The organism is Octadecabacter sp. B2R22 (assembly GCF_018861045.1).
Taxonomy (GTDB): domain Bacteria; phylum Pseudomonadota; class Alphaproteobacteria; order Rhodobacterales; family Rhodobacteraceae; genus Octadecabacter.
Map to the genome: position 1 here is coordinate 446,541 of NZ_JAHKQJ010000005.1, position 25,788 is coordinate 472,328.

The 25,788-nt window shown below is 55.3% G+C and carries 29 protein-coding genes; 11 read left to right on the forward strand and 18 right to left on the reverse strand.

Going from position 1 to position 25,788, the window contains the following annotated elements:
* Nucleotides 1–113 precede the first annotated feature (113 nt).
* Nucleotides 114–1,019, forward strand: coding sequence for a LysR family transcriptional regulator (locus tag KO486_RS04790; RefSeq protein WP_216036095.1), 906 nt, complete (start codon nt 114–116; stop codon nt 1,017–1,019).
* A gap of 74 nt (nt 1,020–1,093) precedes the next feature.
* Here KO486_RS04790 and KO486_RS04795 read toward each other — a convergent pair whose 3' ends face one another.
* Nucleotides 1,094–2,002 carry a cation diffusion facilitator family transporter gene (locus tag KO486_RS04795; protein WP_216036096.1) on the reverse strand — a complete coding sequence of 303 codons (909 nt, stop codon included), beginning with the start codon at nt 2,000–2,002 and terminating at the stop codon, nt 1,094–1,096.
* 70 nt (nt 2,003–2,072) lie between these two features.
* Between KO486_RS04795 and KO486_RS04800 the strand changes: the two genes are divergently transcribed.
* Nucleotides 2,073–2,483, forward strand: coding sequence for a helix-turn-helix domain-containing protein (locus KO486_RS04800; protein WP_216036097.1), 411 nt, complete (start codon nt 2,073–2,075; stop codon nt 2,481–2,483).
* Nucleotides 2,484–2,486: 3 nt separating this feature from the next.
* Here KO486_RS04800 and KO486_RS04805 read toward each other — a convergent pair whose 3' ends face one another.
* The 3 genes from KO486_RS04805 to KO486_RS04815 are packed head-to-tail and all read right to left on the reverse strand — an operon-like array spanning nt 2,487 to nt 4,852.
* The gene (locus KO486_RS04805) at nt 2,487–3,410 is read right to left on the reverse strand and encodes an OmpA family protein (RefSeq protein ID WP_216036098.1); all 924 of its coding nucleotides are present in this window, start codon (nt 3,408–3,410) and stop codon (nt 2,487–2,489) included.
* 3 nt (nt 3,411–3,413) lie between these two features.
* Nucleotides 3,414–4,133 carry a GNAT family N-acetyltransferase gene (locus tag KO486_RS04810; protein ID WP_216036099.1) on the reverse strand — a complete coding sequence of 240 codons (720 nt, stop codon included), beginning with the start codon at nt 4,131–4,133 and terminating at the stop codon, nt 3,414–3,416.
* Nucleotides 4,130–4,852 carry a molybdopterin-binding protein gene (locus KO486_RS04815; protein ID WP_216036100.1) on the reverse strand — a complete coding sequence of 241 codons (723 nt, stop codon included), beginning with the start codon at nt 4,850–4,852 and terminating at the stop codon, nt 4,130–4,132. Before KO486_RS04815 ends, KO486_RS04810 begins: the two co-directional genes overlap by 4 nt.
* Before the next feature lie 39 nt (nt 4,853–4,891).
* Between KO486_RS04815 and sfsA the strand changes: the two genes are divergently transcribed.
* Complete coding sequence (gene sfsA / locus KO486_RS04820; RefSeq protein ID WP_216036101.1) at nt 4,892–5,599, forward strand: DNA/RNA nuclease SfsA; 708 nt, start codon at nt 4,892–4,894, stop codon at nt 5,597–5,599.
* Nucleotides 5,600–5,686: 87 nt separating this feature from the next.
* Complete coding sequence (gene map, locus KO486_RS04825) at nt 5,687–6,496, forward strand: type I methionyl aminopeptidase (RefSeq protein WP_216036102.1); 810 nt, start codon at nt 5,687–5,689, stop codon at nt 6,494–6,496.
* Here the strand turns inward: map and KO486_RS04830 are convergent.
* The 3 genes from KO486_RS04830 to KO486_RS04840 are packed head-to-tail and all read right to left on the reverse strand — an operon-like array spanning nt 6,493 to nt 8,881.
* On the reverse strand, nt 6,493–7,134 hold the full coding sequence (locus KO486_RS04830; RefSeq protein ID WP_216036103.1) for an HAD family phosphatase: 642 nt from the start codon (nt 7,132–7,134) through the stop codon (nt 6,493–6,495). The two genes, map and KO486_RS04830, sit on opposite strands and share 4 nt — an antisense overlap.
* Nucleotides 7,131–7,676: a 16S rRNA (guanine(966)-N(2))-methyltransferase RsmD gene (rsmD, locus tag KO486_RS04835; RefSeq protein WP_216036104.1), complete on the reverse strand. Its 546-nt coding sequence runs from the start codon at nt 7,674–7,676 to the stop codon at nt 7,131–7,133. Before rsmD ends, KO486_RS04830 begins: the two co-directional genes overlap by 4 nt.
* Nucleotides 7,673–8,881 carry an FAD-dependent oxidoreductase gene (locus tag KO486_RS04840; protein WP_216036105.1) on the reverse strand — a complete coding sequence of 403 codons (1,209 nt, stop codon included), beginning with the start codon at nt 8,879–8,881 and terminating at the stop codon, nt 7,673–7,675. The genes rsmD and KO486_RS04840 overlap by 4 nt, the downstream gene beginning before the upstream one ends.
* 83 nt (nt 8,882–8,964) lie before the next feature.
* Here KO486_RS04840 and KO486_RS04845 point away from each other — a divergent pair, with 83 nt between their 5' ends.
* On the forward strand, nt 8,965–9,453 hold the full coding sequence (locus tag KO486_RS04845) for a peroxiredoxin (RefSeq protein WP_216036106.1): 489 nt from the start codon (nt 8,965–8,967) through the stop codon (nt 9,451–9,453).
* Here KO486_RS04845 and KO486_RS04850 read toward each other — a convergent pair.
* Genes KO486_RS04850 through KO486_RS04875 form a run of 6 tightly spaced genes read right to left on the reverse strand, consistent with a single transcriptional unit; the run spans nt 9,421 to nt 15,252 of the window.
* Entirely contained in the window at nt 9,421–9,750 is a 330-nt protein-coding gene (locus KO486_RS04850) for a 4a-hydroxytetrahydrobiopterin dehydratase (RefSeq protein WP_216036107.1), read from the reverse strand. The two genes, KO486_RS04845 and KO486_RS04850, sit on opposite strands and share 33 nt — an antisense overlap.
* Nucleotides 9,747–10,931, reverse strand: a complete 1,185-nt coding sequence (locus KO486_RS04855) for a GNAT family N-acetyltransferase (RefSeq protein ID WP_216036108.1) — start codon at nt 10,929–10,931, stop codon at nt 9,747–9,749. The genes KO486_RS04850 and KO486_RS04855 overlap by 4 nt, the downstream gene beginning before the upstream one ends.
* A gap of 30 nt (nt 10,932–10,961) precedes the next feature.
* Nucleotides 10,962–11,714: a glycerophosphodiester phosphodiesterase family protein gene (locus tag KO486_RS04860; RefSeq protein ID WP_216036109.1), complete on the reverse strand. Its 753-nt coding sequence runs from the start codon at nt 11,712–11,714 to the stop codon at nt 10,962–10,964.
* Complete coding sequence (locus KO486_RS04865) at nt 11,714–12,175, reverse strand: RidA family protein (RefSeq protein WP_216036110.1); 462 nt, start codon at nt 12,173–12,175, stop codon at nt 11,714–11,716. The genes KO486_RS04860 and KO486_RS04865 overlap by 1 nt, the downstream gene beginning before the upstream one ends.
* Before the next feature lie 30 nt (nt 12,176–12,205).
* Nucleotides 12,206–13,501 carry an HlyD family type I secretion periplasmic adaptor subunit gene (locus tag KO486_RS04870; protein ID WP_216036111.1) on the reverse strand — a complete coding sequence of 432 codons (1,296 nt, stop codon included), beginning with the start codon at nt 13,499–13,501 and terminating at the stop codon, nt 12,206–12,208.
* Entirely contained in the window at nt 13,498–15,252 is a 1,755-nt protein-coding gene (locus KO486_RS04875) for a type I secretion system permease/ATPase (RefSeq protein ID WP_216036112.1), read from the reverse strand. The genes KO486_RS04870 and KO486_RS04875 overlap by 4 nt, the downstream gene beginning before the upstream one ends.
* A gap of 171 nt (nt 15,253–15,423) precedes the next feature.
* Between KO486_RS04875 and KO486_RS04880 the strand changes: the two genes are divergently transcribed.
* Genes KO486_RS04880 through KO486_RS04890 form a run of 3 tightly spaced genes read left to right on the forward strand, consistent with a single transcriptional unit; the run spans nt 15,424 to nt 17,128 of the window.
* Nucleotides 15,424–16,182, forward strand: coding sequence for a VacJ family lipoprotein (locus KO486_RS04880; RefSeq protein WP_252734560.1), 759 nt, complete (start codon nt 15,424–15,426; stop codon nt 16,180–16,182).
* A 2-nt stretch (nt 16,183–16,184) separates the two neighbouring features.
* Nucleotides 16,185–16,781, forward strand: a complete 597-nt coding sequence (locus KO486_RS04885; RefSeq protein WP_216036114.1) for an ABC transporter substrate-binding protein — start codon at nt 16,185–16,187, stop codon at nt 16,779–16,781.
* Nucleotides 16,781–17,128 carry a hypothetical protein gene (locus tag KO486_RS04890; RefSeq protein WP_216036115.1) on the forward strand — a complete coding sequence of 116 codons (348 nt, stop codon included), beginning with the start codon at nt 16,781–16,783 and terminating at the stop codon, nt 17,126–17,128. Before KO486_RS04885 ends, KO486_RS04890 begins: the two co-directional genes overlap by 1 nt.
* 28 nt (nt 17,129–17,156) lie before the next feature.
* Here KO486_RS04890 and KO486_RS04895 read toward each other — a convergent pair whose 3' ends face one another.
* Nucleotides 17,157–19,307: a transglycosylase domain-containing protein gene (locus KO486_RS04895; RefSeq protein ID WP_216036116.1), complete on the reverse strand. Its 2,151-nt coding sequence runs from the start codon at nt 19,305–19,307 to the stop codon at nt 17,157–17,159.
* Nucleotides 19,308–19,583: 276 nt separating this feature from the next.
* Here KO486_RS04895 and KO486_RS04900 point away from each other — a divergent pair, with 276 nt between their 5' ends.
* Both KO486_RS04900 and amt read left to right on the forward strand, forming a co-directional pair.
* Nucleotides 19,584–19,922 carry a P-II family nitrogen regulator gene (locus tag KO486_RS04900; RefSeq protein WP_216036117.1) on the forward strand — a complete coding sequence of 113 codons (339 nt, stop codon included), beginning with the start codon at nt 19,584–19,586 and terminating at the stop codon, nt 19,920–19,922.
* A gap of 24 nt (nt 19,923–19,946) precedes the next feature.
* Nucleotides 19,947–21,260, forward strand: coding sequence for an ammonium transporter (amt, locus tag KO486_RS04905; RefSeq protein WP_216036118.1), 1,314 nt, complete (start codon nt 19,947–19,949; stop codon nt 21,258–21,260).
* 142 nt (nt 21,261–21,402) lie between these two features.
* Here amt and KO486_RS04910 read toward each other — a convergent pair whose 3' ends face one another.
* The 4 genes from KO486_RS04910 to smpB all read right to left on the reverse strand — a co-directional run bounded on the left by KO486_RS04910 (nt 21,403) and on the right by smpB (nt 24,515).
* On the reverse strand, nt 21,403–22,587 hold the full coding sequence (locus KO486_RS04910; RefSeq protein WP_216036119.1) for an amino acid aminotransferase: 1,185 nt from the start codon (nt 22,585–22,587) through the stop codon (nt 21,403–21,405).
* Nucleotides 22,587–23,444 carry a 3-mercaptopyruvate sulfurtransferase gene (gene sseA / locus KO486_RS04915; protein WP_216036120.1) on the reverse strand — a complete coding sequence of 286 codons (858 nt, stop codon included), beginning with the start codon at nt 23,442–23,444 and terminating at the stop codon, nt 22,587–22,589. The genes KO486_RS04910 and sseA overlap by 1 nt, the downstream gene beginning before the upstream one ends.
* 139 nt (nt 23,445–23,583) lie before the next feature.
* A complete protein-coding gene (locus tag KO486_RS04920; RefSeq protein WP_216036121.1) occupies nt 23,584–23,895 on the reverse strand; it encodes a hypothetical protein in 312 nt (103 codons plus the stop codon).
* Nucleotides 23,896–24,041: 146 nt separating this feature from the next.
* On the reverse strand, nt 24,042–24,515 hold the full coding sequence (gene smpB / locus KO486_RS04925) for an SsrA-binding protein SmpB (protein ID WP_216036122.1): 474 nt from the start codon (nt 24,513–24,515) through the stop codon (nt 24,042–24,044).
* A gap of 75 nt (nt 24,516–24,590) precedes the next feature.
* On the opposite strand from smpB, the gene KO486_RS04930 reads away from it, so the two are divergent.
* Nucleotides 24,591–25,781, forward strand: coding sequence for a crosslink repair DNA glycosylase YcaQ family protein (locus KO486_RS04930; protein WP_216036123.1), 1,191 nt, complete (start codon nt 24,591–24,593; stop codon nt 25,779–25,781).
* Nucleotides 25,782–25,788 lie beyond the last annotated feature (7 nt).

Here is a 25,788-nt window from a genome sequence, read left to right on the forward strand (position 1 = left end):
TGCCTCGCAACAGTCCTGTGATTACCGCGCAATTGTCAGGCCAATGCCGCAGTACTGCCCCTTTTGACCCCGATAGATGGTCCTCGAACAAAGACGCAGACCGAGGATCAAGTATGGATCGCCTTACGGAAATGGAAGCCTTTGCCACAGTCGTGGACCAAGGTGGATTTACTGACGCAGCCAAGAAGATGGGGATTAGCAAATCCGCAGTTTCCAAGCATGTGTCATCTCTAGAGGCCCGCCTTGGTGCGCGTCTGCTGAACCGCACGACCCGCCGCGTAAGCCCAACCGAAATTGGCCTTGCCTATTATGACCGTGCCCGCCGCGTTTTGAATGACGCTGGCGAAGCGGATGCTTTGGTGACGTCCATGCAAAGCGCGCCATCTGGCCTTTTGCGGATCAGTGTCGCAACAGATTTCGGGGTAAACCACCTTTCCCCAGTGCTTGGTGACTTCTTGAGCGAGTTTAACGACATCACCGTCAACATGGTCCTTAACAACCGCTATGTTGAACTGATCTCGGAAGGGTTCGATATGGCGATCCGCATTGGTGAGCTGGAAGACAGCACACTGCGCGCTCGCAAATTGACGGAAACGTCTCGTCGTATGGTCGCCGCTCCGGGTTATTTTGAACAATATGGTCGCCCTGAAAAGATCGACGATCTGAATGATCACAAACTGCTTCACTATTCCAACCAAGCGAACTCTGCTGTTTGGAAACTCACAGCGCCATCCGGTGAAAAACGCCAAGTGCGGACCGCTGGCTGGCTGACAGTGAACGACGGGCAATCCCTTTTGAACGCTGCAATCTCGGGCCTCGGCATCGCTTACTTGCCATCATTTCTGTATGCAGATGCATTGGAAAAAGGTCTGGTCGAAGAAGCGATCCCTGATCTTCCAGTCGAAACACAAGGCATCTATGCGGTCTATCCTCCGGGCCGGTTTACCCAACCCAAGGTCCGCGCATTCATTGATTTCCTCGTGCATGCATTTGCCGAAAAGGGCCCAGACGCCTGGTAACCCAGTTAAGAATCCCAAGGGGTGCAACGCCCCCACTAACGCAGCCTGTCCAGTCAAATGGGGGCTGCGTTTTTTTATGAACCGAATGTGGGGGCATTGATGCAGGCATGGGCCGTGCATTCCAATTCCAGCGTGATTTGGGTAATACCAAATTGGCTTGATAGCAGGTCTCTTGCCTCGGATTTGATGGAGTCCGCATCCGCCCATTCTCCGCCCCAAACGACCACGTGGGCCTGAAACGCTGTGAGGTGTTCGTTCACCTGCCAGAGGTGCGCGTTATGAACATGGGTGATGCCATCTACCTCCAGCAAAGTGTTGATGACCGTTTGGGGGTGGATTTGCTCGGGCCTCGCTAGCATGAGGGTGCGGATAACCGACGGCATTTCCGACAAAGACATCCAAAGAATGTAAGCGGCAATCATCAAGGTGATGATCGGATCAGCCAACCACCAACCGAAGGCATAAATCATTAGGCCTGCAACGATGACCGCCACTGAGCCCATGGCGTCGGCCAAGTTGTGAAGGAATGCGGCGCGAATGTTCACGCTGTCTTTCGACATCGAGTAAGTCAGCCATGCCGTAATCGCGTCAACCAAAAGCGCAACGATTGCCACCACGATCATCAGCCAGCCGATAACTGGCTGCGGATCAAAGAACCGCCAGATTGCTTCGTATGCAAGGTAAATGCCGATCATCGTTAAAGAGGTATAATTCACCAGCGCCGCAACGGTTTCGACCCGCGTATAGCCAAACGGCATGTCAGCACTAGCGGGTTTTCTGGCGATCTTATGGGCGAGATAAGCGATCACCAACGAAGCTGCATCACTGAGATTATGCAGCGCATCCGCGATCAACGCCAAAGACCCAGACAGCACGCCGCCAATGATCTGAAAAACCGTCAACCCGACATTCACGCCAATCGCGCCGAGCAAGCGCCCGTCGCCTTCAGATGTGTCGATCGTGTGAGTGTGGTGATGGGCCATGAGCTGTTCCTTGCTGTTGTGCCTGCCTTATGTAATTCCTCTAGTGGCTAGAGGTTCAAGGGGTTTTTGCATGTATTCCATTGGCGATTTGTCGCGGCGCACTGGGGTCAAAGTTCCCACCATTCGCTATTACGAAAACATTGGTTTGTTTGCGCCCGTCGGGCGAACACGCGGCAATCAACGGCGATATGATTTGGATGGATTGCGAAGGCTGAAGTTCATCCGCCATGCGCGGGAACTTGGGTTGCCAATCGAAGCGGTCCGCGCATTGGTGGCGCTTGATGGGCACACCGACGTGTCCTGTGACAGGGCACATGACATCGCGAAGGCTCATCTTGCTGATATTCGTGTTAGGATTAGCCAGTTGCAGCGGCTAGAGGCTGAGTTGGCCCGAATTTCGGCATTGGATGACCATGACGGTGGCCCCTGTATGGTGCTAGAGGCTTTGGGCGATCACGAGACCTGCACTCGGCCTCATTAACGGTCATTCGGTAGAGGTTATGATCACTTCGACACGTCTGTTTGCTTCGCGGCCTTCTTCGGTCAGGTTCGTGGCTATGGGTGAAAGATATCCCATTCCTTCGGCCTCTAGCTGGCGACGGGGAACCGAATAGGTCGTCACAAGGCGTTCGAGGACCGACCCTGCACGCCGCTTGGACAGGGCAACATTCCCGTCCAGGGACCCCACCGAATCCGTGTGCCCGACCAAAGCAACCGTTCGGCTTGGGTTGGCGATCAGGTAGTCGGCAAGGTCTTCCAGTGTTTGAAACGTAGCTTCGCCCAGTTGTGCGGACCCTGTTTGAAATGCCAGATCAGCCAAAATGAACCGTCCAACAGTTTCCAAAGATTGAGCAAGGTCGCCTGTGATTGTCGGGGCAACCGCGTGCACGGCTGGGGCGTCAGCCTCGGCCACGATGCTGCTGCCTGCTGTTCCAACGCGGATAACCTGCGCAAATCCCGTCGACGATGATCGACTGACTAGAATGCTGAGTAGTTCAATCTCACCGTCGACGTCTCGTTGTAGGGCCAAAAACCGAAAATCACCCAGATCGACATGCATCGCGGGCGCAGGCAGAACATCAGTTGAGAAACGGAAATCAAACCCGCCACAGCCGTCATCCGTGCAGCGAAAAAGAACTTCAAAACCATCTTCAACCAATTGGTTCTCGAGGGGGCGTAGAAGTTGGAGAGTCGTAATACCGGCGGCATCAACGTGCCATGCTTGGCGGCGGACTTCTCCGGTACCGGTCAGAACGGGCATTCCTTCTGGTGACCACGGAGCTGTTGGCATCTCGTAACTGCCCAGCCCTTCAACCTCTTGCGCTGCCAGCGCGGCGTTTGCGGGCATGTCCAGCGTCACGGCGGCGGCTTGGAGGGGCATCAAAAGAAGGGCGATGTATCGGATCATTTCTCAAGCTTCCGGATGGATGCGGTAGTGGTATCCTCCCATAGGAACGAACCCCATGGAAGCATAGAGAGCATTGGCGCCGACATTTGCGGTTGTCACCAAGAGAGCGACTTGCGTTGCGCCGCGCCCTTGGGCCCAGAATGCCAAGGCGCGGATCATGTGACGGCCCACGCCCTGACGGCGAAACGCCGATGCTGTTTCAATCGCATGCAGCATTGCGACCCCGTCGTGAATTGCAGCAAAGGCAGTTCCGGCAGGTGTATCATGAACACGCCCCAAGATTGTTGTCTTTGGATTTTCGGCACGCTCCATCACGGCCAAGCGCGCGTCATCGATACCCCCTGCATCCCAAATCTCGGCCTGCGTTGCCAGTGGCGGCCAAACCTCAAAACAAGTGACAGCAGGTGGCCGCTCAGTCGCGATTTTCTCGACGGGGGCGGTGTAATAGGTGACGGGATCTTTGATCGCGTAGCCGTCACGTTCGAGCGCGGCATCGAGTGTGTCTTCACCCGCGCGGACCATGAACAACGGGTTTTGCCCGATGTCACGCATTGCGTTCGACGCTAGGGGGTAGTCGTCAATCTTCGCCGCTGTGGTCGCCGTGGCCGCACTAACCCGACTGCCGCCACCAGCGCCCTCACGAATGGTCCATCCGCTTACATCGCGAAGCGATTTAGCAGGCCATGTGGCGTCGATCAAAGACGTGAGTGTTTCAGGTGTCATGTGGGGAATGCCGCCTTAAGGTTATCCAGTGCGGCTGAGACCCGTGCTGCGTCTTGTCCACGGATCACGATGTTGGACCCGTATTTGCCGTCTTTCTGAAATGGGTAGGACCCGATTGAAAGGTCAGCGTAGGATGCGGCGAGATCAGCGAGCGGTCCCGCGATATCGCCTTCGCCGCGATCAATGCGCAAGGTTTCTGATAACAGCGGTGCGCCGCCTGAAAGGGTTGGTAGGACTGTCGCCACCATCGCTTGAAAGACTGATGGAACGCCCGCCATGACGTGCACGTTTTGCACCGTGAAACCGGGCGCGATGCTGACGGGGTTGTCGATCAGTGTTGCGCTGTCGGGAATACGGGCCATGCGCAGGCGGGCAGCGTTAAGTTCTTGGCCATTGCGGTCGTAGTGCGCTTGCAGCAGGGCGCGGGCATCGTCGCGCACGTCAATATGGTCATCAAAAGCGGCTGCGATGCAATCGGCGGTGATATCATCGTGGGTGGGTCCGATCCCGCCAGATGTGAAGACTGTGCCGTAAGCCCCAGACAACGCCTTAACCGCCGCAACAATTGCGGGTGCATCGTCACTGACCACACGCACTTCTTTCAGGTCGATCCCGACTTTCGTAAGTTCCCCAGCGAGATGATACATATTGGCGTCGCGCGTGCGACCAGACAGGATTTCATCGCCGATAACCAGCATTGCGGCAGTGGGATTGGTCATGCACTTCTCCTATGGTTGGGAATGGTATAAATCGCGCTCATGCGCTTTGCCACTCCCCTTGTTCCAGCCCGATTAATCCGCCGCTATATGCGGTTCCTGTCTGATGTAGAACTTTCCGATGGTTCGGTCGTTAAGGCCCATTGCCCGAACCCGGGTTCAATGATGGGGTTAAAGGACGAAGGCATGCGGGTTTGGATCGAACCCAACGACGACCCTAAGAAAAAGCTCGATTGGGGGTGGCGGTTGGCCGAACTGCCGAGTGCTTTTGTCGGGATTGATACAGGTGCTGCCAATAAAGTCGTCGCTGAGGCCTTGGTCGAGGGGATTGATGGCCTAGGCGGGTACGATGTGATCCGCGCCGAGGTGAAGTACCGCGAGAAAAGCCGTGTCGATTTCCTGCTCAGCAGTAACCGGCGGCGGGATTGTTACCTCGAAGTGAAATCAGTGACCTTGTCACGTCAGGCCGGATTGGCAGAGTTTCCCGACAGCGTCACAGCGCGCGGCGCAAAGCATCTTGGCGATCTGGCAGCAATGGTCGAACAGGGTCATCGCGCTGTGTTGCTGTTTCTGGTGCAACGAACGGATTGCGATCATGTAACGTTGGCTGCGGATATTGACCCGACCTATGCCGCTGCATTTAAGGCCGCATTGGCCGCTGGCGTTGAGGTGATATGTCTGGCGTGCGCGATTACACCAGATGAGATCATAGCCGCGCGGCAGCTGCCATTTAGCGTATCCCCCCCTTAACACGAGAATTTTCCGCCGGATAAAGCGCGAAGGGGTTTTGAAAACGCTCGATGTGTCCTATCTGAGCGTAAGACAAAGGATTATGTGATGAGCAGCTCTAAAGCCACGATGACAAAAGACGGCATTCGCCTGTATGAACCCGCTGATTTTGCAGGTATGCATAAGGCCGGACAACTGGCCGCTGAAATTTTGGATCGGATCGCAGAGCATGTGACTCCAGGTCAGACGACCGAGGCGCTTGATACGTTGATTACGCAATGGGTCAACGACGCGGGAGCGACGTCCGCAACGATCGGTTACAAAGGCTACAAACACGCAAGCTGCATCAGTGTGAACCACGTTGTGTGTCACGGAATTCCAAGCACGAAGACCCTTAAGTCGGGTGACATCATCAACATCGACGTCACCGTGATTGTAGATGGTTGGTTTGGTGACACGAGCCGTATGTATGTCGCGGGCGGCAAGCCGAGCGTGAAAGCGAAACGCTTGATTGATGTGACCCATGACGCGCTGATGTTGGGGATCGAGGCCGCTAAACCAGGAAATACGTTTGGCGATATTGGCCACGCGATCCAAACTTATGCCGAAAGCCAGCGCATGTCGGTCGTACGAGATTTTTGCGGTCACGGCCTTGGCGTTGTGTTTCACGCGCCACCAAATGTTCTGCACTATGGCCGCGCGGGGACGGGGCCTGTGCTGCAAGAAGGCATGTTCTTTACGATTGAACCGATGGTGAACCTCGGGCGACCGGAAACTAAAATTTTGGCCGATGACTGGACAGCCGTAACGCGGGACAAATCCCTGTCAGCACAGTTCGAACACTCCATCGGGATCACGGCAGATGGTGCAGAGATTTTCACGACCTCGCCAGCTGGAAAATTCCACCCGACGTTCTAGTTCAAGATCAGCTGTTGCACCTGCGACATCGAGTTGGCGACTTCAGCCCCAAGCGCAGCAAGATCCGCGTCCTGTCCCTCAGTAGCGAACCCAATTGTGTGCACGCCTGCGGCGATTCCAGCGCTACACCCCGCTGTGCTGTCGTCAATCATCACGGTCTTTCGCGGGTCTGCATTCGTCCGCGCGATCGCATGTAAGATCATTGCGGGGTCAGGTTTGGGCAAGTAATCTTCACGGCACATGATGCGGCCGTCGAACCGATCCCAAAGCCCGGATGGCCCGAGAGATAGGCGCATCTTTTGCATTGTGCCATTGGATGCAATGTAGTGAGGAACCCCAGCTTCAACCAAAGCGTCTAGAAGTTGAAACACCCCGTCAAACACGTCGACGCCTTGGGCAAGTCTTGCGTAGATCAGACTGTAAATCTCGTCGAGCCAGCCGTCGGGTAAATCAGCGCCGCGCCGTTTCCCTTCATCCATCACGGTATCCATCGTACCGCCAGTAAAGAGGTCAGCGACCTCATCCCCGCTTAACGGTAGGCCATACTGGGTGAAATTTTCTGCGATGACGGCAGCGGTCGCGTGTTCCGTATCGACCAGCACGCCGTCGCAATCAAAAACTACTAGATCAGGGGTCATTGCGCTCTCATGATTGTAATATGTGTGTCGCCATAGCGGCGCAGGTCGACTTGCTCAAAACCAGCGACGGCTTGCGGTGTGTTCTCTTCAAATACGATCAGCGCGTCATCTGCCAACCATCCGTTTTTCTGTGCCAAAAGGATCGCTGCCGCGCCGAGTGATTTACCGTATGGCGGGTCTAGGAACACGAGGTCGCAGGGGGCCGACGTCATTGGCAGCTTGTTTGCCGCACACATCAGTAAGGTCGTGTCGTCTTCGCGGCGGGTCTTTGCGATGTTCTCACGGATGAGTTTTTGGGAAACGCGCCCATTGTCCACAAAGGTCACATGCTCAGCGCCGCGTGACAACGCTTCAAGGCCCAACGCACCCGTTCCCGAAAACAGATCAAGAACTCGCGAGCCGTGGGGCAAACTGTAGCTCATCAGCACGTTAAACAGGCTTTCGCGAACGCGGTCCGACGTTGGCCGCAGGTGAGCGGCCTCGTCACCCTTGCCAACACTTGCAAGGGTTAATCCACGATGCTGTCCGGCGATGATCCTCATGCCTTTAGCAGTGCTTTCATGTCGGTGTCTGGGTTTGCGATGACGTCTGGCGCGGGCGATTTGCCAGCCTCGATCAACCGCTTACCGATCATGTAATTGCGCGGATCATTCATGGCATCAACCGCGAGCAACGTCTCATCTCGGTAATACCAATGGGACTGTGCGTCGCCCGTTTTTCGGACAACAATCCGAGTGTATCCAACGTTCAGGCCTGCGATCTGTAGCTTGCAATCATACTGATCTGACCAAAACCACGGCTTGGGCTGATAGGGCGTATCAGCACCCATCATATTGCGCGCCACGGCTTCCGCCTGATCAATGGCATTTCCGACGCTTTCAATTCGGGTTTGAGAACCATTCCAGTTCAGCGTGGCACAGTCGCCAGCTGCCCAAATATGGGGGTCGGATGTTCGGCCATTGGCTTCAGTAACGATGCCGTTGTCACAGGTGACACCCGCGCTTTCGGCGAGGGCCGTTGCGGGGCTAATCCCAACGCCAACAATCACGAAATCGCAGTCCAGCGTCGTTCCGTCCGTCAAGACAGCGCCAGTCACCCGGGTTTCGCCTTTCAAACGTTCCAGCCCGACACCTTCGCGGATATCGACGCCATGCGTGCTATGAAGGTTGCGGAAATATTCGGATGTTTCTGGTGCGGCAACACGCTGCAGAATCCGGTCAGCCATTTCTACCAGCACGACATTCAGGCCGAGTTTTGCAGCCACTGCCGCCGCCTCGAGGCCAATGTAGCCGCCGCCAATAATCAATAGCCGCTTGCCGGCGACGAACTCGGGCGCCATTGCATCGGCATCCGCCAAATCACGAACAGCATAAACGCCTTCCAAGGTGCCGCCGATAGAACTGGGCAACATGCGTGGATGGGCCCCTGTCGTCAGGGCCAATTCGTCGTATGAAAGAACTTCGTCACCTTCTAGCGTAATCGACTGCGCTGCCGCATCCACCGCGACCACACGGGTCCCCGTTCGTAAGGTTACGTTGTTGGTTTCATACCATTCGCGGGGACGCAAAAAGAGCCGTTCTCGTTCCATCTCACCGAGCAGATATGCTTTGGACAAAGGGGGCCGTTGATAGGGTGGGTTTTCCTCTGCTCCGAGCAGCGTAATCTCGCCCTCAAAGCCTTCGGAGCGTAGTTTTCCTGCAAGCGAGGCTCCGGCCTGACCTGCGCCGATCACGACAATATGGCTCATGAATAGCGGTTCCATCTGGTTGCTGACAAAATGGACCCTATAGTGAGGGCAGCGACCAACGCAATTGCCGAAAAGGACTAGATATGACGATTTCAGAGGGCGACAAACTGCCAGATGCGATGCTTGTTAAGATGGGCGAAGACGGCCCCGAAGGAATTTCAGTTTCTTCTTTGACAGAAGGGCGCAACGTTGTGATCTTTGCGGTGCCGGGGGCCTACACAGGTGTCTGCACAACGGCGCACGTGCCGAGCTTTATTCGCACAAAGGATGAGTTCAAGGAACGTGGCGTTGAAGAAATCATCTGCCTGTCCGTCAATGATCCGTTCGTATTGGACAGTTGGGCCGAAGCTACTGGTGCAGCCGACGCGGGCATCGTGACTGTTGGCGACCCATCAGGTGAATTTACCAAAGCGATCGGCATGGATTTCTCTGCGCCGCCTGCGGGTCTTATCAACCGCTCTAAACGGTATGCGATGCTTGTGATGGACGGCGAAGTTAAGGTTCTTAACGCAGAAGAAAGCCCCGGTACCTGTGAAACATCAGCAGGCGAAGGTCTGTTGGAAGACATGTAATCGAATTGCGTTGGCGGAATATTCCGCCAGCGCATCCATCCGTTTGGCTAGTTTCAGGTCGAGCCCTGTTAGCCCGCCTGTGTCATGGGTCGTCAGCGTCACATCGACGGTTTTGTAGATATTGAACCATTCAGGATGATGGTTGAGTTTTTCTGCAACAATGGCCACGGATGTCATCCACCCGAAAGCTTCAACAAAGTTCTTGAACGTGAATGTCTTGCGAGCGTTCGTGTCACCAACGACCCAACCCGCAGCAACCAACTCATCGCGTCCAGCTTGATCTAAGGTGTCGTTCATTCCTGTTCCTCGATGTCCGCCCGCCGGAACGGGCCGTAGTTGGTCAGCACTTCGATTTCATCCGATACGGCGGCACGTTCGGCGGTTAGGTATTTGGCAACTGCATCCCGAAACCCAGCGTCTGCAAACCAATGTAGCGAATGGGTTGTTACCGGAAGATACCCCCGCGCCAGTTTGTGTTCACCTTGCGCGCCCGCCTCGACCCGTTTCAGCCCGTGGGCAAGCGCATAGTCGATTGCCTGATAATAGCAGATCTCGAAATGCAGGCAGGCATGGTGTTCGGTGCAGCCCCAATAGCGCCCGAAAAGCGTATCGCGTCCGATAAAGTTCAGAGCACCCGCAATGGGCTCTCCGTCCCGTTCTGCAAATACCAATAGGATATCATCCTTCAGATACTCAGCTGCAATATCAAAGAACGCCCGCGTCAAATAGGGCTGTCCCCATTTGCGTGCCCCTGTATCTTGGTAGAACGTCCACATCGCATCCAAGTGATGGGGTTTAATGTCACTGCCAGACATCTGCACGATATTCGCATCAATTGCCTGCGCCGTCGCGCGTTCTTTGCGCAGTGTTTTACGTTTCCTTGATGAAAGTTCGGCTAGAAAACCGTCCCAGTCTTTGTAGCCCTCATTCGTCCAGTGGTATTGTTGGGATGTGCGATGCAGCAGCCCCATTTCCGCACCAGCTAGGGCCTCGGCCTCTGTGCAAAAGGTTGCGTGCAGGGACGACAGATTATTGTCAGCTGTAATCTGCACGGCCCCTTGGATCAAAGCACCCATGCCTTGAACCTCATGGCCCGGGCGGGTCAAGAACCTGCGACCCGTGACAGGCGTAAAGGGTGCAGCAATCTGGAGTTTCGGGTAGTACTGCCCACCTGATCGCTCAAACGCTTGTGCAAAATTATGGTCGAACATGTATTCGCCTTGGCTATGGGATTTGCCATAGAGCGGGGCGACGCCGATGAGTTTTCCATCTTGCTGCGCGGTCAGGTAGTGAGGGGTCCACCCTGTTCCCGCGCCAACACTGCCACTTTCTTCCAATGCACTTAAGAAACGATAGGTGGTGAACGGATCAGTTGCGCGCCCGCTGTCGGCCTCGGGGCAGGCGCATGCGTCCCACTCGGCTGGATCAATCCCAGAGAGTGACGCGTGTGTACTTATTTCGATCGCGCTGCCGTCCATAGTTAACAAGTGGCGCTCATGCGCGCATAGTCAAGCAAAGTAGCCCTCAAAGGTGACATTGTCGGCAATCTTGCGTGCTTCTGACTCGCGCTGAGCGCTTTTTATCGTCCAACACAAAACGGGCACGTTTCGTGCCTTGAGGTCTGCGACGTTTGGCGATGCGAGGTCATCCCATTGATGACTTATGAAGGTAGCTTCCACACGGTCGAAATCGGGGATCGTGGCGAGGCGTTCGCGCACGGCGGCTGGCACAGTTGGCCAACTCTTTTCGCTGTAAGGGCAGGTCGTGATGCCGCGGGGAATTGAGGGGGCATAGTCACGGCAGGCCGCAACAGAGTGGGGGTTAAATGACATCAAAGCCACGTCGCCATCATAGCCTTTCAACGCATCGATTACGGCTTTTTCCAGCGGCCCGACGGCTGGTCCAAGCGCGCCGTCTTGATCCTTGATTTCGATCAGCAATGGCACGCGCCCCGCAATACTGTCCAAGACCTGCACCAAAGTCGGGATGGTGCCACCACCACCGCTCAAGGCGATTTCGCCCAGTTCAGCGGCACTGCGTTGGGCGATAGGCCCGCTTTCGGTTGTTAACCGATTCAAGCTATAGTCGTGGAAGACCATCGGTAAACCGTCTTTTGACGGCTGAATGTCGATCTCTATGCCGTACCCAGCCTCAACGGCTGCATGAATAGCCGCCAAGGAGTTCTCAGCCCGAGACGCGTCATGTAGTGCGCGGTGTGTGATCGGTCGTTCGAGGAAACCAGCGGGCAGGCCAGTCGTCATTATGGTACGATCTCGAAGATAGCTTCGATTTCGACGGCCACGCCAAAGGGTAAGGACGCGGCAGAAACTGCGCTGCGGGAATGGCGGCCCTTGTCACCCAAGGCTTCTACCATGAAGTCCGAACACCCGTTGATGACTTTGGGTTGGTCACCAAAGTCTGGAGTCGAATTTACGAAGCCAACCAATTTAACAACCCGCACAAGGCGATCGATGTCGCCGTCGCATCCGGCCTTTAGCTGCGCCAACAAAGAAATGGCACAGGCTTTGGCCGCCACGGCGCCGTCCTCTGCAGTTAGATCATCGCCGAGCTTTCCAACGATGAATCCATCGTCGTTCGCCGAAATCTGGCCGGACACGAACAGCAGGTTTCCGGTTCTAACGAACGGCACATAGTTGGCGGCTGGTGCAGGCGCATCGGGAAGTGTGACACCAAGTTCTGCGAGGCGTGTTTCAATAGACATGTATGATCCTTTCGGGATTTTACGCCGACGCTAGCCGTCTCTAAAGGTGCGCGCAATATAGTCCATTAGGGGTCGGGTCAGGTAATTCATCGGCGTGCGATCTGCTGTGCGAATGAAGGCTTCTACGGGCATCCCGGGGATAAGAGTTGTCCCATCCGGCAGGCGTGCCAATTCGCCTTCGTTCAGTTGAACCTCAGCGCGGTAGTAGGTCGCATTGGTCGTATTATCCGAAAACGCATCCGCTGACACGAGTGCTACCGTTCCATAGAGTTCGGGTGTCGTGCGTTGATCCAGTGCCGAGAACCGCACGCTTACTTCTTGGCCAATGGTCAAGACATCAACGTCCGTCGGGGCGACTTGAGTGGCAATGACCAAAGGCCGATCTTGCGGTACGATAAACATGAGTGGGTCGGCGGGTTGGATAACCACACCAGCGCCGAACACTTGCAAACTGTAGATAATACCACCGACAGGTGCCCGAATATCGAGCCGTTCCAACTGGCGAATAATCGTCGTGCGCCGCTCTCTAAGTTCAAGTTCGTTGAACTGGAGGTCACGCAATCGAGTGATCGCTTCTTCTCGTCGGGTTGTGGTGATGCCGAGGATTTCGATCTCGATCTCTGTGATTCGTTCTCGGGCGCCCGCAACTGAGGCCGTCAGTTCCCCGACTTGGCCCTGCAATCGAGCACGTTCCCGTTGCAAGTTCAGAACCGTACTTGCTTGTGCAAGGCCGCGTTCGAGCAAGGATTGTTGATTGCTCAACTCTTCATCGATCAGGGCAAGCTGGGTTTCGAGTGCGTCTTGCTGCGCGACGATTCCACGAATTTGCGACGCGATTTGGTCCTTACGATTGCCGAGTTGTTCAGTGCTTCGGGCGACCGATTCAAGTCGCGCAGTGAACAGGTTTTCCTGACCGTCTTTAAGCGATTGAACGACTTCTGGATTACCCTCGTCGAGCACCGGATCAAAAATGAGAGAAGCCGCGCCATCTCTCTCGGCCTTAAAACGTGCACTTCGCGCCAACGTTTCAAACAATTGGGCCTCGACAACTGATAAATTGGCCTGAAGGTCCTGCGCATCAAGTCGCAAAAGAATATCCCCTTGCATGATGACGTCACCTTCCTTGACCAAAATGTCAGTGACGACACCCCCGTCAGGGTGCTGAACAACTTGGCGGTTCTGGTCGACTTCAATCAAACCACTGGCAATTACGGCACCTGAAATCTGTGCGGTAACTGCCCATCCTCCAAATCCGCCGACAAGTATCAAAAGCGCAAAGACGCCGACCGAAAGCGGGCGTCGTGCTGACCATTCAGTACGTTTCATGTGACGCCTCCCCCTTGGCCTTTGCCTCGATCGATCTGCGACCGATTGGCGAGGATTTGCGATTTCACTTCTTCGGTTGGGCCAAATGCTTTCAGCACACCGCCGTCCAAATACATGAGCTTGTCGCACTGTTCGATAGCTGCTGGCCGATGGGCCATGACAAAGACGCAGCGACCTTCTTCGCGCATGATCTTGATCGCGTTGTTAACGGCGACGGATCCTTCGTTGTCGAGGTTGGAGTTCGGTTCATCCAAAACGAGATACACAGGATCCCCATACATAGCGCGGGCCAGCCCGACGCGTTGGACTTGACCACCAGACAACCGCCCACCAGTTTCATCTACGATTGTGTCATAACCATCAGGAAGACGAAGGATCATCTCATGGGCGGCGGCCCGTTTGGCGGCTTTGATGACTGCCGCATCATCTGGGTTCGGCGACATGCGGGCGATGTTGTCCCGTATTGAACCGCTCAAGAGCGTGACGGTTTGCGGTAGATATCCAACATACCCCCCCAAGACATCCGGTTCGTATTGATCCAGTGACGCACCATCCAAGCGGATAGTGCCACCAGCGGGAACCCAAAGCCCTGCCAAGGCACGCGCGAGCGTCGATTTGCCCGCACCAGACGGACCAATAACGCCGACCGCTTCGCCAGGATTGATTTTGAATGATACCATTCTGAGTGACGCTTTGGTTTCACCGGGGGGCAAAACAGTAACTTGGTCTGCGGCGATCATAGATTTCGGTCTTGGCAGCTCCGTCCGGTGTTTTTGAATAGGTACTGCGCCCAACAGGCGCGATAGGCTTGCCCAACCACTGCGCCCACGGTTCAAGACAGGCCATTGGTTGACCAGCATTTCAATCGGCGCAAGTGCGCGACCCATAAGAATTGAACCGGCAATCATGGCGCCGGGCGTCAGTTCACCTTGAAGAACCAAATAAGCCCCAACACCAAGCATTGCCGACTGAAGGAACAGCCGGAATGTCTTGGTCATACTGCCAAATCCGCCGCCTAAGTCCCCCGCTTTGATGCCCGCGCGCAAAGACTTGTTACGAAGATCAATCCACCGCTGAAACGCAGAAGACCGCATTCCGAGCGCTTGGATCATGTCGGCACCACTGCGCAACTGTTCGCCCATGGCTTCGGCGTGAAATGTCGCCTCATTTGCTTCTGCGAGCGGGCGCCGGCTGCTCAGCTGGTTGATAATCGCGATTATGACCAAAATGATCCCGCCGCCGATCGCCAAATAACCAAGGTACGGATGGAAAATGAAAATCCCCAGAACAAAGATAAGCGTCCACGGCAAATCAAAAATGGCCATTGCTACAGGTGATGTGACGGCGCGTTGAACCGATTGGAGGTCATTTTGACCGGTGGCTGCTTCTGTTGGAACGCGGCCCGTTGCGCGAGCGCGCATGACGGCGTTGAACACGCGTTCGTCTAGGTCCGTTTGGAACTGAGCGCCAACACGGCTCATAATGCGGCCGCGGGCATAATCGAGAATACCCATCATCAAATACATGAACCCGACCAAAACGGACAATGCGATCAGGGTTTCATAAGACCGCGAACCAAGCACGCGATCGTAAACGTTGAGCATATAGAGCGGGCCCGTCAGCATCAGCGCATTTACGAAACTGCTGAAAATCGCCACAAACCAATAGAGCGCGCGTGACTTTTTGCGAATGCCTATCAACTCTGATCGGCCCGCGCGTGTTTCTACGCTGGTCGCTTCTTTATTCATCATGGGCGATTTTCCGCCTTCCCTATTGCCGCAATTCCGCGGGTAATCGTTCTTAAATCTTGAAACCCTGTCGCATATGGATCACGACAGGTTACATTGTAGTGTAGCCCTCTGGTCATCTAACACCAGAAGACTATGTGCCATATATTACCAATTTCTGCTTTGGATAAACTATTGTTACGGACAATCACCACTCACTTTCGCGCAGTTTGCGTCCTATCGGCCATAGCTGCGGCCGCGGCGTGTACCGCACCCACGCCCGGTGCTGAGTATAATGACCCGTTCGAGGAGACGAACCGCGCGGTACATGCCTTCAACAAAGGGCTGGATCAGGCCATTTTGCGCCCAGCTGGTCAGGCCGCGGCTGTTGTCCCCGTCGAATTTACGACACCGGTCGTAAACTTCGCCGATAACGTTGGCCTTCCAGGGATGGTCGCGAACGGATTGCTGCAAGGTGATATTGGCGGATCTGCCACCAACACAATGCGGTTCCTGATCAACACAACCGTAGGCATCGGCGGTCTGTTTGACCCCGCGGGCGCGATTGGCCTCACCGAAGAAACGACCGATTTTGGCGAAACGCTCGCTGTTTGGGGTGTGCCTGAAGGAGCCTATGTAGAACTGCCGGTCTTCGGACCATCGACCGAACGTGACGCTGTCGGCGTTATCATCGACCTGATCTTTGACCCGCTCCAGAGCGTTGGAACAGGCGCTCAGTTGGATTACGGAACCGCCGCGCGCGTGGCGAGTTTGGGCGTGGATCGCGGAACGTTCATGGATACATTCGACTCCGTCTTGTATGAAAGTGCTGACAGTTATGCGCAGGCCCGCTTGGCCTATCTGCAGAACCGTCGTTTTGATTTGGGCGAAGCACCGCCCGCTGTTTCCGAGATTGATCCGTTCTCGGACGACCTTAGTATTGAAGGATTTTGAAAATGACTGACCTTAGCTTTTCCCGCCGCCGTGTTCTGGCCCTAGGAGGCGCAAGCGCCTTTGCAGCCCTTCCGTTGCCAGCCCTTGCCTTGAATGCGAGCCAGGCTGAGAGCCTTGTGACTACTGCAATCGGTGAAATTAACCGAGTTATCTCCTCCGGTGCCTCGGTCAATTCTATGGTAAACAGCTTCAAGGGTATCTTTGACCGTTATGCAGACACCAGCTACTTGGCGGCCTACGCGCTGGGCAATGATGGTCGTTCGGCGTCAAATGCGCAAAAGGCTGCTTTTTCTGATGCGTTCGGTATCTATCTTGCGAACAAATATGGCCGCCGGTTTAACGAATTCGCGGGCGGGCGGATCGAAGTGCAAGGAACGCGAGCCGTCAATTCCTACATGGAAGTGCGCACACTTGCGATTTTGCGCGGACAATCTCCGTTCCAAGTCGATTTCCACGTGTCCGATCGTCCGGGTCGCCCAGTATTCTTCAACCTAATCATTGAGGGCGTTAATATGCTGCTGTCCGAACGCGCCGAGATTGGTGCGATGTTGGATGCGCGCGGCGGTAACCTTGATCAACTTATTCGCGATCTCAGCTGATGCGTCTTGCTGTTGCCCTCATTCTTGCACCGGCTCTTGCTGCCGCGACGCCTTATGACGGGACGTACCGTCAGAATGCGAACTCCGAGTGTGGGTTGGTCGGGGCAGATGGCGGGGCTCTCAAAATTGAAGACGGCATTTTCTATGGCGTTGAAATGGAATGTCGTATGACGCGTCCAGTTCAGGTCGTCGATATGGATGCAACGCTTTATACGATGCGGTGTTCCGGCGACGATCAGATTTGGACGGAACGCGCGATGGTGATGAATGATGCCGAGGTCGAAGGCGGCATCATCATGCTATGGGATGGTTACGCCTTCCGGTATTCTCGCTGCGCTGAAAACTAAGCGACGGGTGGCGCAAAACGCCGCCCGACTAGTTTCCGCCCTGAAGCTCTCGCAAGAGATCATTAATCAGATTGTCAGCCTCTTCCTCAGGCAGCCCTAAACCGCCACTTGGTTGGCTCGGTTGTGGTTGCTGAACTTGCACCTGTGCCGGAATGTCCATGGGCAATGGCGTTGGTTGAAGCCCAGCCAGCACACGAGTCATAGTCTCATGCCAGATCTCTGCTGGAAGACCGGACCCAGTCACGCCCGTCAGTGGTGTATTGTTATCATACCCCATCCAGATGCCGGTCACATAATCTCCGCTAAAACCAATAAACCATGCATCACGTGCGCCTTGGGTTGTGCCGGTCTTACCTGCAATTTCCCAGCCTTCAATGGCGGCGCGGCGTCCTGATCCGTCCTCGACAACCTGATACATCATCCACGTCAGCTCACGTGCGGCGCTTTCTTGGATAACCCGTTCACGGATACCGCCTGTTGCTTCCAGTAGGGGCGTGTCATCGCCAGCCAAACGAAGTTCGGTCAGTCCATAGGGTTTGACCGCCGAACCGCCGTTCAAGATTCCAGCATAAGCGCCCGTCATTTCCAGCAAGGTGCTTTCGGAGACCCCAAGCGCAAGGGCAGGGCCGTCTGCTAGATCGCGGTCAATGCCGAAGCCTTCTGCTACGGCACGCACAGCGGGCCGCCCGACCAGTTCTGACAGGGCGACCGCAGGGATGTTCAGCGATTGCTGCAACGCCTGCACCATGGTGACTTCACCCTCAAAGCGGTTGGTGTAGTTCGTCGGGCAATAGTCATCGGGGCCGGGAATGTCCCAGCAAGTCGCGGCATCTAGCAGAATATCAAAGGGCGACATGCCTATGTCGAGTGCTGCGGCATAGATGAACGGTTTGAACGCCGATCCGGTTTGTCGCAGCGCCTGCGTTGCACGGTTGAAGGCACCCGAAACGGTAAGGTCGCGCCCGCCAACCATGGCACGCACGGCCCCATCGGCTGACATGACGACAATGGCCGCCTGCGCCTCTGACCCCGCACGGACCTTGTTTTCGAACACCCAGACCAATGCCTCTTCGGCGGCGGTTTGAACCCTTGGATCAAGCGTTGTGCGGATAATAACGTCTTCGGTGGTGCCTTCGGTGAAAAAGCTCGGACCGCTGTCCATGACCCAGTCGGCGAAATACCCTCCAGCACGTGCACGGGCCGCTTCGGATAAGGTCGCTGGATTGGCTTGCGCATCGGCAGCCTCTCCCGATGTGAGATACCCTTGTTCTTCCATCAGGCGAATAACTGTCGCGCCACGATCCTGAGAGACCTGCAAGTTGCGCGTCGGTGCGTAGCTTGATGGCGCCTTAAGAAGACCCGCAAGCATCGCAGATTGCGCAGGGTTTACTTGGGCGGCGGAGATGCCAAAATAACGTTGGGATGCGGCTTCGAACCCACGAGACCCTGCACCTAGATAGGCGCGGTTGATGTAGATCGTCAGAATGTCTTCTTTTGTGTATCGCGTCTCAAGTGCAAAGGCATAGACCGCCTCTTGGACCTTGCGCCAAAGCGTGGTGCGGCGGCACTCTGCCTCGTAGTCCGTTTCGGTTTCCCAAACGGTTGGGTCGTATGCTCGTCCAAAACACAGAAGCTTTGCGGTTTGCTGGGTAATGGATGACCCGCCTGCACCTGAGAGCGGATTGCCCCCATTGCGGAAGTTGCGCGCCATGGCCGCGGCGGTCGCGTAAAAATCCACGCCGAAATGATAGAAGGCATAAAATCGTTTGTCCTCGGTCGCGATAATTGCGTTGCGCAGATCATCACTCACACTCTCAGATCGGATCATTCCGGCAAATTGATCGCCCCGCCACGCAAAGGTCTCTCCGCGTGCGTCAAGGAGGGTTACAGAACCGCGCGTTCGGCCGTCAACCATCTCTTCGATTGGGGGCAGGGTTGAGGCGTAATAGAACACACCGATCCCGATCAAAACGCTTACAACCAATGTGCCGCGCCAAAAAATGCGCCACAAAAGGATCAGCAGCCACTTGAAGGGCCAAAGAAGCGTACCTAACAGGCCGCGCCGTTTGGGGGCGGTGGGTTTGCGTCTTGCGGACTTAGCCGGCTTGCGCGGTTTCGCTGCTGGTTTGCTGCGCTTTTCAGCCACCAATGGCGGCTTTTGTCCTCGTTTACTGGTCATACTGCCCACTTACCTCACGCGCCATTTGTGGCGTCAATTGTCGGCACAATACCGTCACCGATTCCAAATGTAGAGCCGGATATGTCTTCGATCACAGTTTTCTACCTGCTCATTTATTGGGCGACTTGCCTGTTTTGTGCATTTTTTGTGCAATTTGCTACCAAATGCTTAACAAATGCTGCCCCCAATTCTTGAGGTATGTCAACGCTACAGACCTTGTTGTGCCCAAGCGGGCCAATAGCCGCCTGTGGACTAACAAATGCAGAAAGGACGATCGTGAAACTCATTATCGCAACAGTCAAACCATTCAAACTGGAGGACGTTCGTGAGGCACTCACGTCTATCGGCGTTCGCGGCATGATGGTGACAGAAGTAAAAGGTTTCGGTGCGCAATCCGGCCACACTGAAATCTACCGTGGCGCTGAATACGCCGTGAACTTTGTTCCAAAAGTGAAACTGGAAATCGTCGTTGATGCAGGGATGGCCGAGCAGGTTGTCCAAACCATCGCAACGACAGCCAGCACCGGCAAAATCGGCGACGGTAAGATCTTCGTTCTTGATGTGGAAAGCGCATTGCGTGTCCGCACAGGCGAAACCAACTCCGACGCCCTTTAAGCGACCTAAGAAGGAAACGAACTAATGAAACTACTTAAATCTCTTCCGGTCGCGGGCGCCTTGATGGCACTGCCGACCCTCGCGCTGGCGCAAGACGCCGCGCCGGGCTTCGATGAAATCGGCCCTTATATCATGACGACGTTGCTGTTCCTTGTGGCCGGCTTCCTCGTGTTCTTTATGGCCGCCGGTTTTGCGATGCTCGAAGCCGGCCTCGTGCGCGGTAAGAATGTTGCAATGCAGCTGACAAAGAACATCGCGCTGTTTTCCATCGCATCCATCATGTACTGGCTGGTTGGCTTCAACCTGATGTACCCTGGTGACTTCAATGGTTACCTCGGCCCAATCTTGGGCACGACAACTTGGCTCGAGCCTGTTGGTCTGGACGCTGCTGACGCTGCACTTGATTACGCATCCGTTGCTTCCGACTTCTTCTTCCAGCTGATGTTTGTTGCTGCGACTGCATCCATCGTTTCCGGTGCGCTTGCTGAGCGTATCAAACTGTGGCCATTCCTGATCTTCGTCGCGATCCTGACAGGTATCATGTACCCGATTTCCGGTTCTTGGCAGTGGGGCGGTGGTTTCCTTTCCGAGCTCGGCTTCTCCGACTTCGCGGGTTCTACAGTTGTACACTCTGTTGGTGGTTGGGCTGCTTTGGCTGGTGCCATCGTACTTGGCCCACGTATCGGCAAGTATAAGGACGGCAAAACTGTTCCAATGCCAGGTTCCAACCTCGCACTTGCTACTTTGGGTACATTCATCCTGTGGCTCGGTTGGTTCGGCTTTAACGGTGGTTCCCAGCTTGCTGCGGGTACTGTTGGCGACATCACAGACGTTGGTCGTATCTTTGCGAACACCAACATGGCTGCTGCTGCCGGTTCCGTTGCTGCGCTGATCCTTACACAGATCCTGTACAAAAAAGTTGACCTGACAATGGTTTTGAATGGCGCACTCGCTGGTCTGGTATCCATCACAGCTGAACCTCTTGCTCCTTCCTTGTTGTCTGCCCTCCTCATCGGTGGTGTTGGCGGTGCGATCGTGGTCTTCGCGGTTCCAATGCTCGACAAGTTCAAAATCGATGACGTTGTTGGCGCCATTCCGGTTCACCTGATTGCAGGTATCTGGGGTACAATCGCAGTTGCCTTCTCCGGCAGCGCGACGATCACAGCACAGCTTACAGGTATCGTTGCCTACGGTGTCTTCACCTTCGTAGTGTCCCTGGTCATCTGGTTCATCTTGAAAGCAGTCGTGGGTATCCGCGTCAGCGAAGAAACAGAGATCAACGGCCTCGACATGGCTGAACTGGGCATGGAAGCATACCCAGAGTTCAAAAACGGCTAAGCTTTAGCCTCCATCAAAATAGAAAGGCCCCGCAGATTTGCGGGGCCTTTTGCGTTTGTAGGTCAGGCCGATGTCTTGGCATACAAAAATGGCGTGCCTAGGTTGCTAGGCACGCCATTCTCATTTCACTTTGTGGGGAGGCTTAGACGCCAGCGTCGATGATCGCCTGTGCAAGCACAGGGATCGTGTCCGCATTCAAGCCCGCGATGTTCATACGGCTGTCACCAACCATATAGATCCCGTGGTCTGCGCGTAGCTTTTCGACCTTGTCAGGGGATGTGCCCAGAAGGCTGAACATGCCACGGTGGTCAGCCAAGAAATCAAACCGATCCGAATTGGATAGGCGACGCAACTCGGCGGCCAATTGTTTACGCAGATCAAGCATCCCAAGGCGAACCTCTTCTAGTTCGGCCTCCCAGTCGGCCCGCAATTCGGGGTCGTTCAGGATTGTTGTAACGACCCGAGCGCCGTGGTCTGGCGGAAAGCTAAAGTTCTGGCGATTCAGGAACGAAAGGTTCTGTTGCGCCAGATCACGCTGGGCGGTGTCCTTGGCGATTGCCATCAAGATGCCTGTCCGCTCGCGATAGATACCAAAGTTCTTGGAACAGGACGCCGCAATCAGCACATTGTCAAAGCTAGAGGCAACCATTCGTGTGGCCGCGCCGTCTTTGTCCAACCCGTCGCCAAAGCCCTGATAGGCGATGTCGATAAATGGAACGGCTGACTTCTCTTTCAAGAGGTCAATTACACCTTTCCACTGTGGCGCGGTCAGGTTCGCGCCGGTCGGGTTGTGGCAGCAGCCATGCAGCAACACGATGTCGCCGGGCAGGACCGCGCCAAGATCTGTCAGCATACCGACATAATCCACGTTGCGGGTTTCCGCGTCGAAGTAACGGTATGTCTGCGACTTGATCCCCAGATATTTGATGATTGAGGGGTGGTTTGGCCATGTCGGGTCGGACAGCCAGACCGTTGCACCAGGTGCAGCCAGCTTGATCAACTCCAACGCTTGGCGAATGGCGCCCGTGCCGCCCGGTGTCGCGACCGCAGCAATACGGTCCCGTTCGACCGCACCATCAAGAACCAGATTGATCATCGCGTCTGAAAACGCAGGATCGCCAGCGAGCCCTGTATAAGCTTTGGTGTCTTGTTGATCGACCAGCCGCTGTTCGGCAGCCTTTACGGCGCGCATGACAGGTGTGTTGCCGCTCGCGTCTTTGTAAACACCAACCCCGAGGTCGACTTTCGTATCTCGCGTGTCTTCGCGATAAGCTGCCATAAGGGCGAGGATTTTATCTTTGGGTTGTGCCGAAAGATGTTCAAGCATTACGCGTCTCCTGTAGCGATTGGTAAATCATCGAAAGTGCCCCATTCGGACCAGCTTCCATCGTATACTGCGTGGTCTGTCTTGCCCATGCGTTCCATGGCCAGCGCAAGGATCGACGCCGTGACGCCAGACCCACATGAAAGAATGGCTGGTTTGTTCAAATCAACGCCCGCATCCTTGAATATCTGCTCAATTGCATCGGGGGATTTCAGGGTGTTGTTCGCCTCCAGCAGGTCGCGAAAAAATACGTTGCGGCTGTTTGGGATGTGGCCTGCGCGCAACCCTTCGCGGGGCTCAGGCACGTCGCCGCGGAACCGTTCCGGAGCGCGGGCATCGACAATGGCGTAATCGCCAAGCTTTGAAGCAGAGGCAACTTGTGTCACGTCCTTCACCATCTGGTTTTGGCGGGACACCGTCATGTGGCGGTCACGGATGACCGGCGGCAGATCTTCGATTTCGCGCCCTTCGGCCTGCCATTTCGGAAAGCCGCCATCCAAAACGGCAACGTCCATCTTGCCCATCAAGCGGAAAAGCCACCAAACACGTGCGGCGCTAAACAAACCAGAGGTGTCGTAAACGACGACTTGGTGGCCGTCGCCAACGCCCATTTGGCGCATGCGGCTCATGAATTTCTCAACGCTGGGCACCATGTGGGGCAATTCGGATCGATTGTCGCTGACATCATCGATATCAAAGAACCGCGCGCCCGGAATGTGGGCCGCGTCAAATTCAGCCCGTCCATCGCGTTCGTCTGCTGGCATGTACCAAGATGCATCCAAAATTCGCAGGTCGGGGTCTTTTAGGTGTGCCGCCAACCATTCCGTTGAAACGAGAGTTTTCGGATCATCGTGCGCCATGTGGAATGCCCCCTAGGTTACAGGCGTTTCGGGATACCTTTGTCCCTAAACCTGTGCCTCCAGCTTCGCAACCTCTGCCATAAAAAAGGAGCGCCCAGCTGTGCTGGACGCTCCGGATACTCGTTACGTATTACTAAACTTAGGACTTGGACATCATGTTCTTGATGATGCCGCCGATGCCGCCAAGTGCTGCGCCGCCACCGGCACCGCCGAGAACGCCAGACAACAATGTGCCGATGTCGAAGTTGCTTACGGCCTCTGCTGCTTCTGCACCGCCTGTTGGGTCCATCCCCATGGAGCCAAGCACTGAGCCTGCACCCAAGCCGCCTACTGCGCCCAGAATAGTGTTCATCATGCCGCCGCCATTCAAAGCGCCTGCGACTTTACCAATAATGTTACCGCCAGCTGCACCGGAAAGTGCAGGAATGAGCAAACCAAGAATCATTTCCATCGTATGTCTTCCTTCCATTGGGGGGCATATATTGAAGTATGCTCTCCCCTCCCCACCACATTTTGTGATGAGCGAAGGTTAGCAGAAGTTTGTAACCAATCAATAGTGGGAGTAATCCGGCGTATTTCCCCGTAGATTACAAAGGGCTATTCGCCGTGACGCATCAAACGGGCCTTCTGGCGGCCCCAGTCGCGCTTGGCTTCGGTGGCGCGTTTGTCTTGCTTTTGCTTACCCTTGGCGATGCCAATCTTAAGCTTAACGCGGCCTTTATCATTGAAATACATCACCAGCGGCACGAGCGTCATGCCGTCACGCTGTGTCGCATTCCACATCCGCACGATTTCCCGCTTGGACGCGAGCATTTTGCGCCGCGCGCGTTCTTCGTGTGGGAACATCGCCTGTTGGTATGGCGCGATATACGAGTTCACCAACCAAAGTTCGCCGTTTTCCACAGCCGCATAGCTATCCGCGATGTTGGATTGGCCCGTGCGCAAGGATTTCACTTCGGATCCCGCTAGGATGATCCCACACTCAACGTCGCTCTCGATTGCGTAATCGTAGCGGGCACGCCGGTTGTCAGCGATGACTTTGTAATTCGTGTTCTCAGGTTTCTTTGCCATAGTGCTTAGCAAATAGGGGATGGCACGGCCTGCCACAACCCGTAGGGTGGGTTTTCAAACCATCGGAGTGGAGCCATGCGCCCCGTCATCGACAATCAGACCGCCCGCCGCCTGTTCTTGGACCGCCATTTGCTGCTGGGGTCGCGGTCAGGTTCGGGCAAGGGGGATGACCTGCAATCGGTGATTGATCACCTTGGGTTCGTGCAGGTGGATAGCGTGAATACATTGGCCCGCGCCCATGACCTGATCCTTTGGTCCCGTCGCCAGCAGTACCGTGCCCCGAACTTGCCGCGTCTGATGAAGTCCCGTGGCGCGTTCGAACACTGGACCCACGATGCTTCAGTCATTTCCATGCAACACTTTCCGATGTGGCGATACAAATTCGCGAAAGACAAAGCGCATATGGATGCCAAATGGCCTGCTTGGCGCCGAGAAGGGTTTCGCGACCAAATCGATGGCGTATTGCGTCAAATCACGGATCACGGTCGGTGTTCTTCTATGGAGGTTGGGGCGGACGAAGAGCGCAAGTCCGGTGGCTGGTGGGATTGGCATCCGTCCAAAACCGCATTGGAATATCTCTGGCGGTCGGGGGAATTGTCCGTGTGCCACCGGAAAGGTTTCCGCAAGATCTATGACCTGACCGAGCGCGTGATCCCCGACGAATATCGCAATACCGAGGTGAGCGAGGATGAGATGATCGACTGGGCCTGTATGTCGGCGCTCAAATCATTGGGGTTTGCAACATCCGGCGAGATAGCAGCCTTTTATGCCATCATCACACCCGCGCAGGCCAAAACGTGGTGCGCGATGGCACTCAACGATCAACGGATCGCCGAAGTAAACATTACATCAGCAGACGGCACGCTTCGCCCCAGTTTCATTTTGCCCGAGACCCTAGATCTTAAAACGCCCGAACCAAACAGCCGCGTACGGTTGCTGTCGCCGTTTGATCCAGCGTTGCGGGATCGCAAGCGCGCGGAACGTCTTTTTGATTTCCACTACCGCATTGAAATTTTCGTCCCAGCGCCGAAGCGGAAGTATGGATATTACGTCTTTCCTGTCATGCAAGGGGATCGCATGATTGGCCGTATTGATACCAAACGCGACGGCGACGCGACGTTGGTCACGGCGTTTTGGCCGGGAAAAGGAATCCGCATGGGCAAGGCCCGTATCAAAGCGCTAGAGGCCGAGGTTGACCGCGTGGCGAAATTTGTCGGGAGCAACGACGTAAACTGGTCCAAGGGCTGGAATAAAGAAACTTCTTGAACGACGT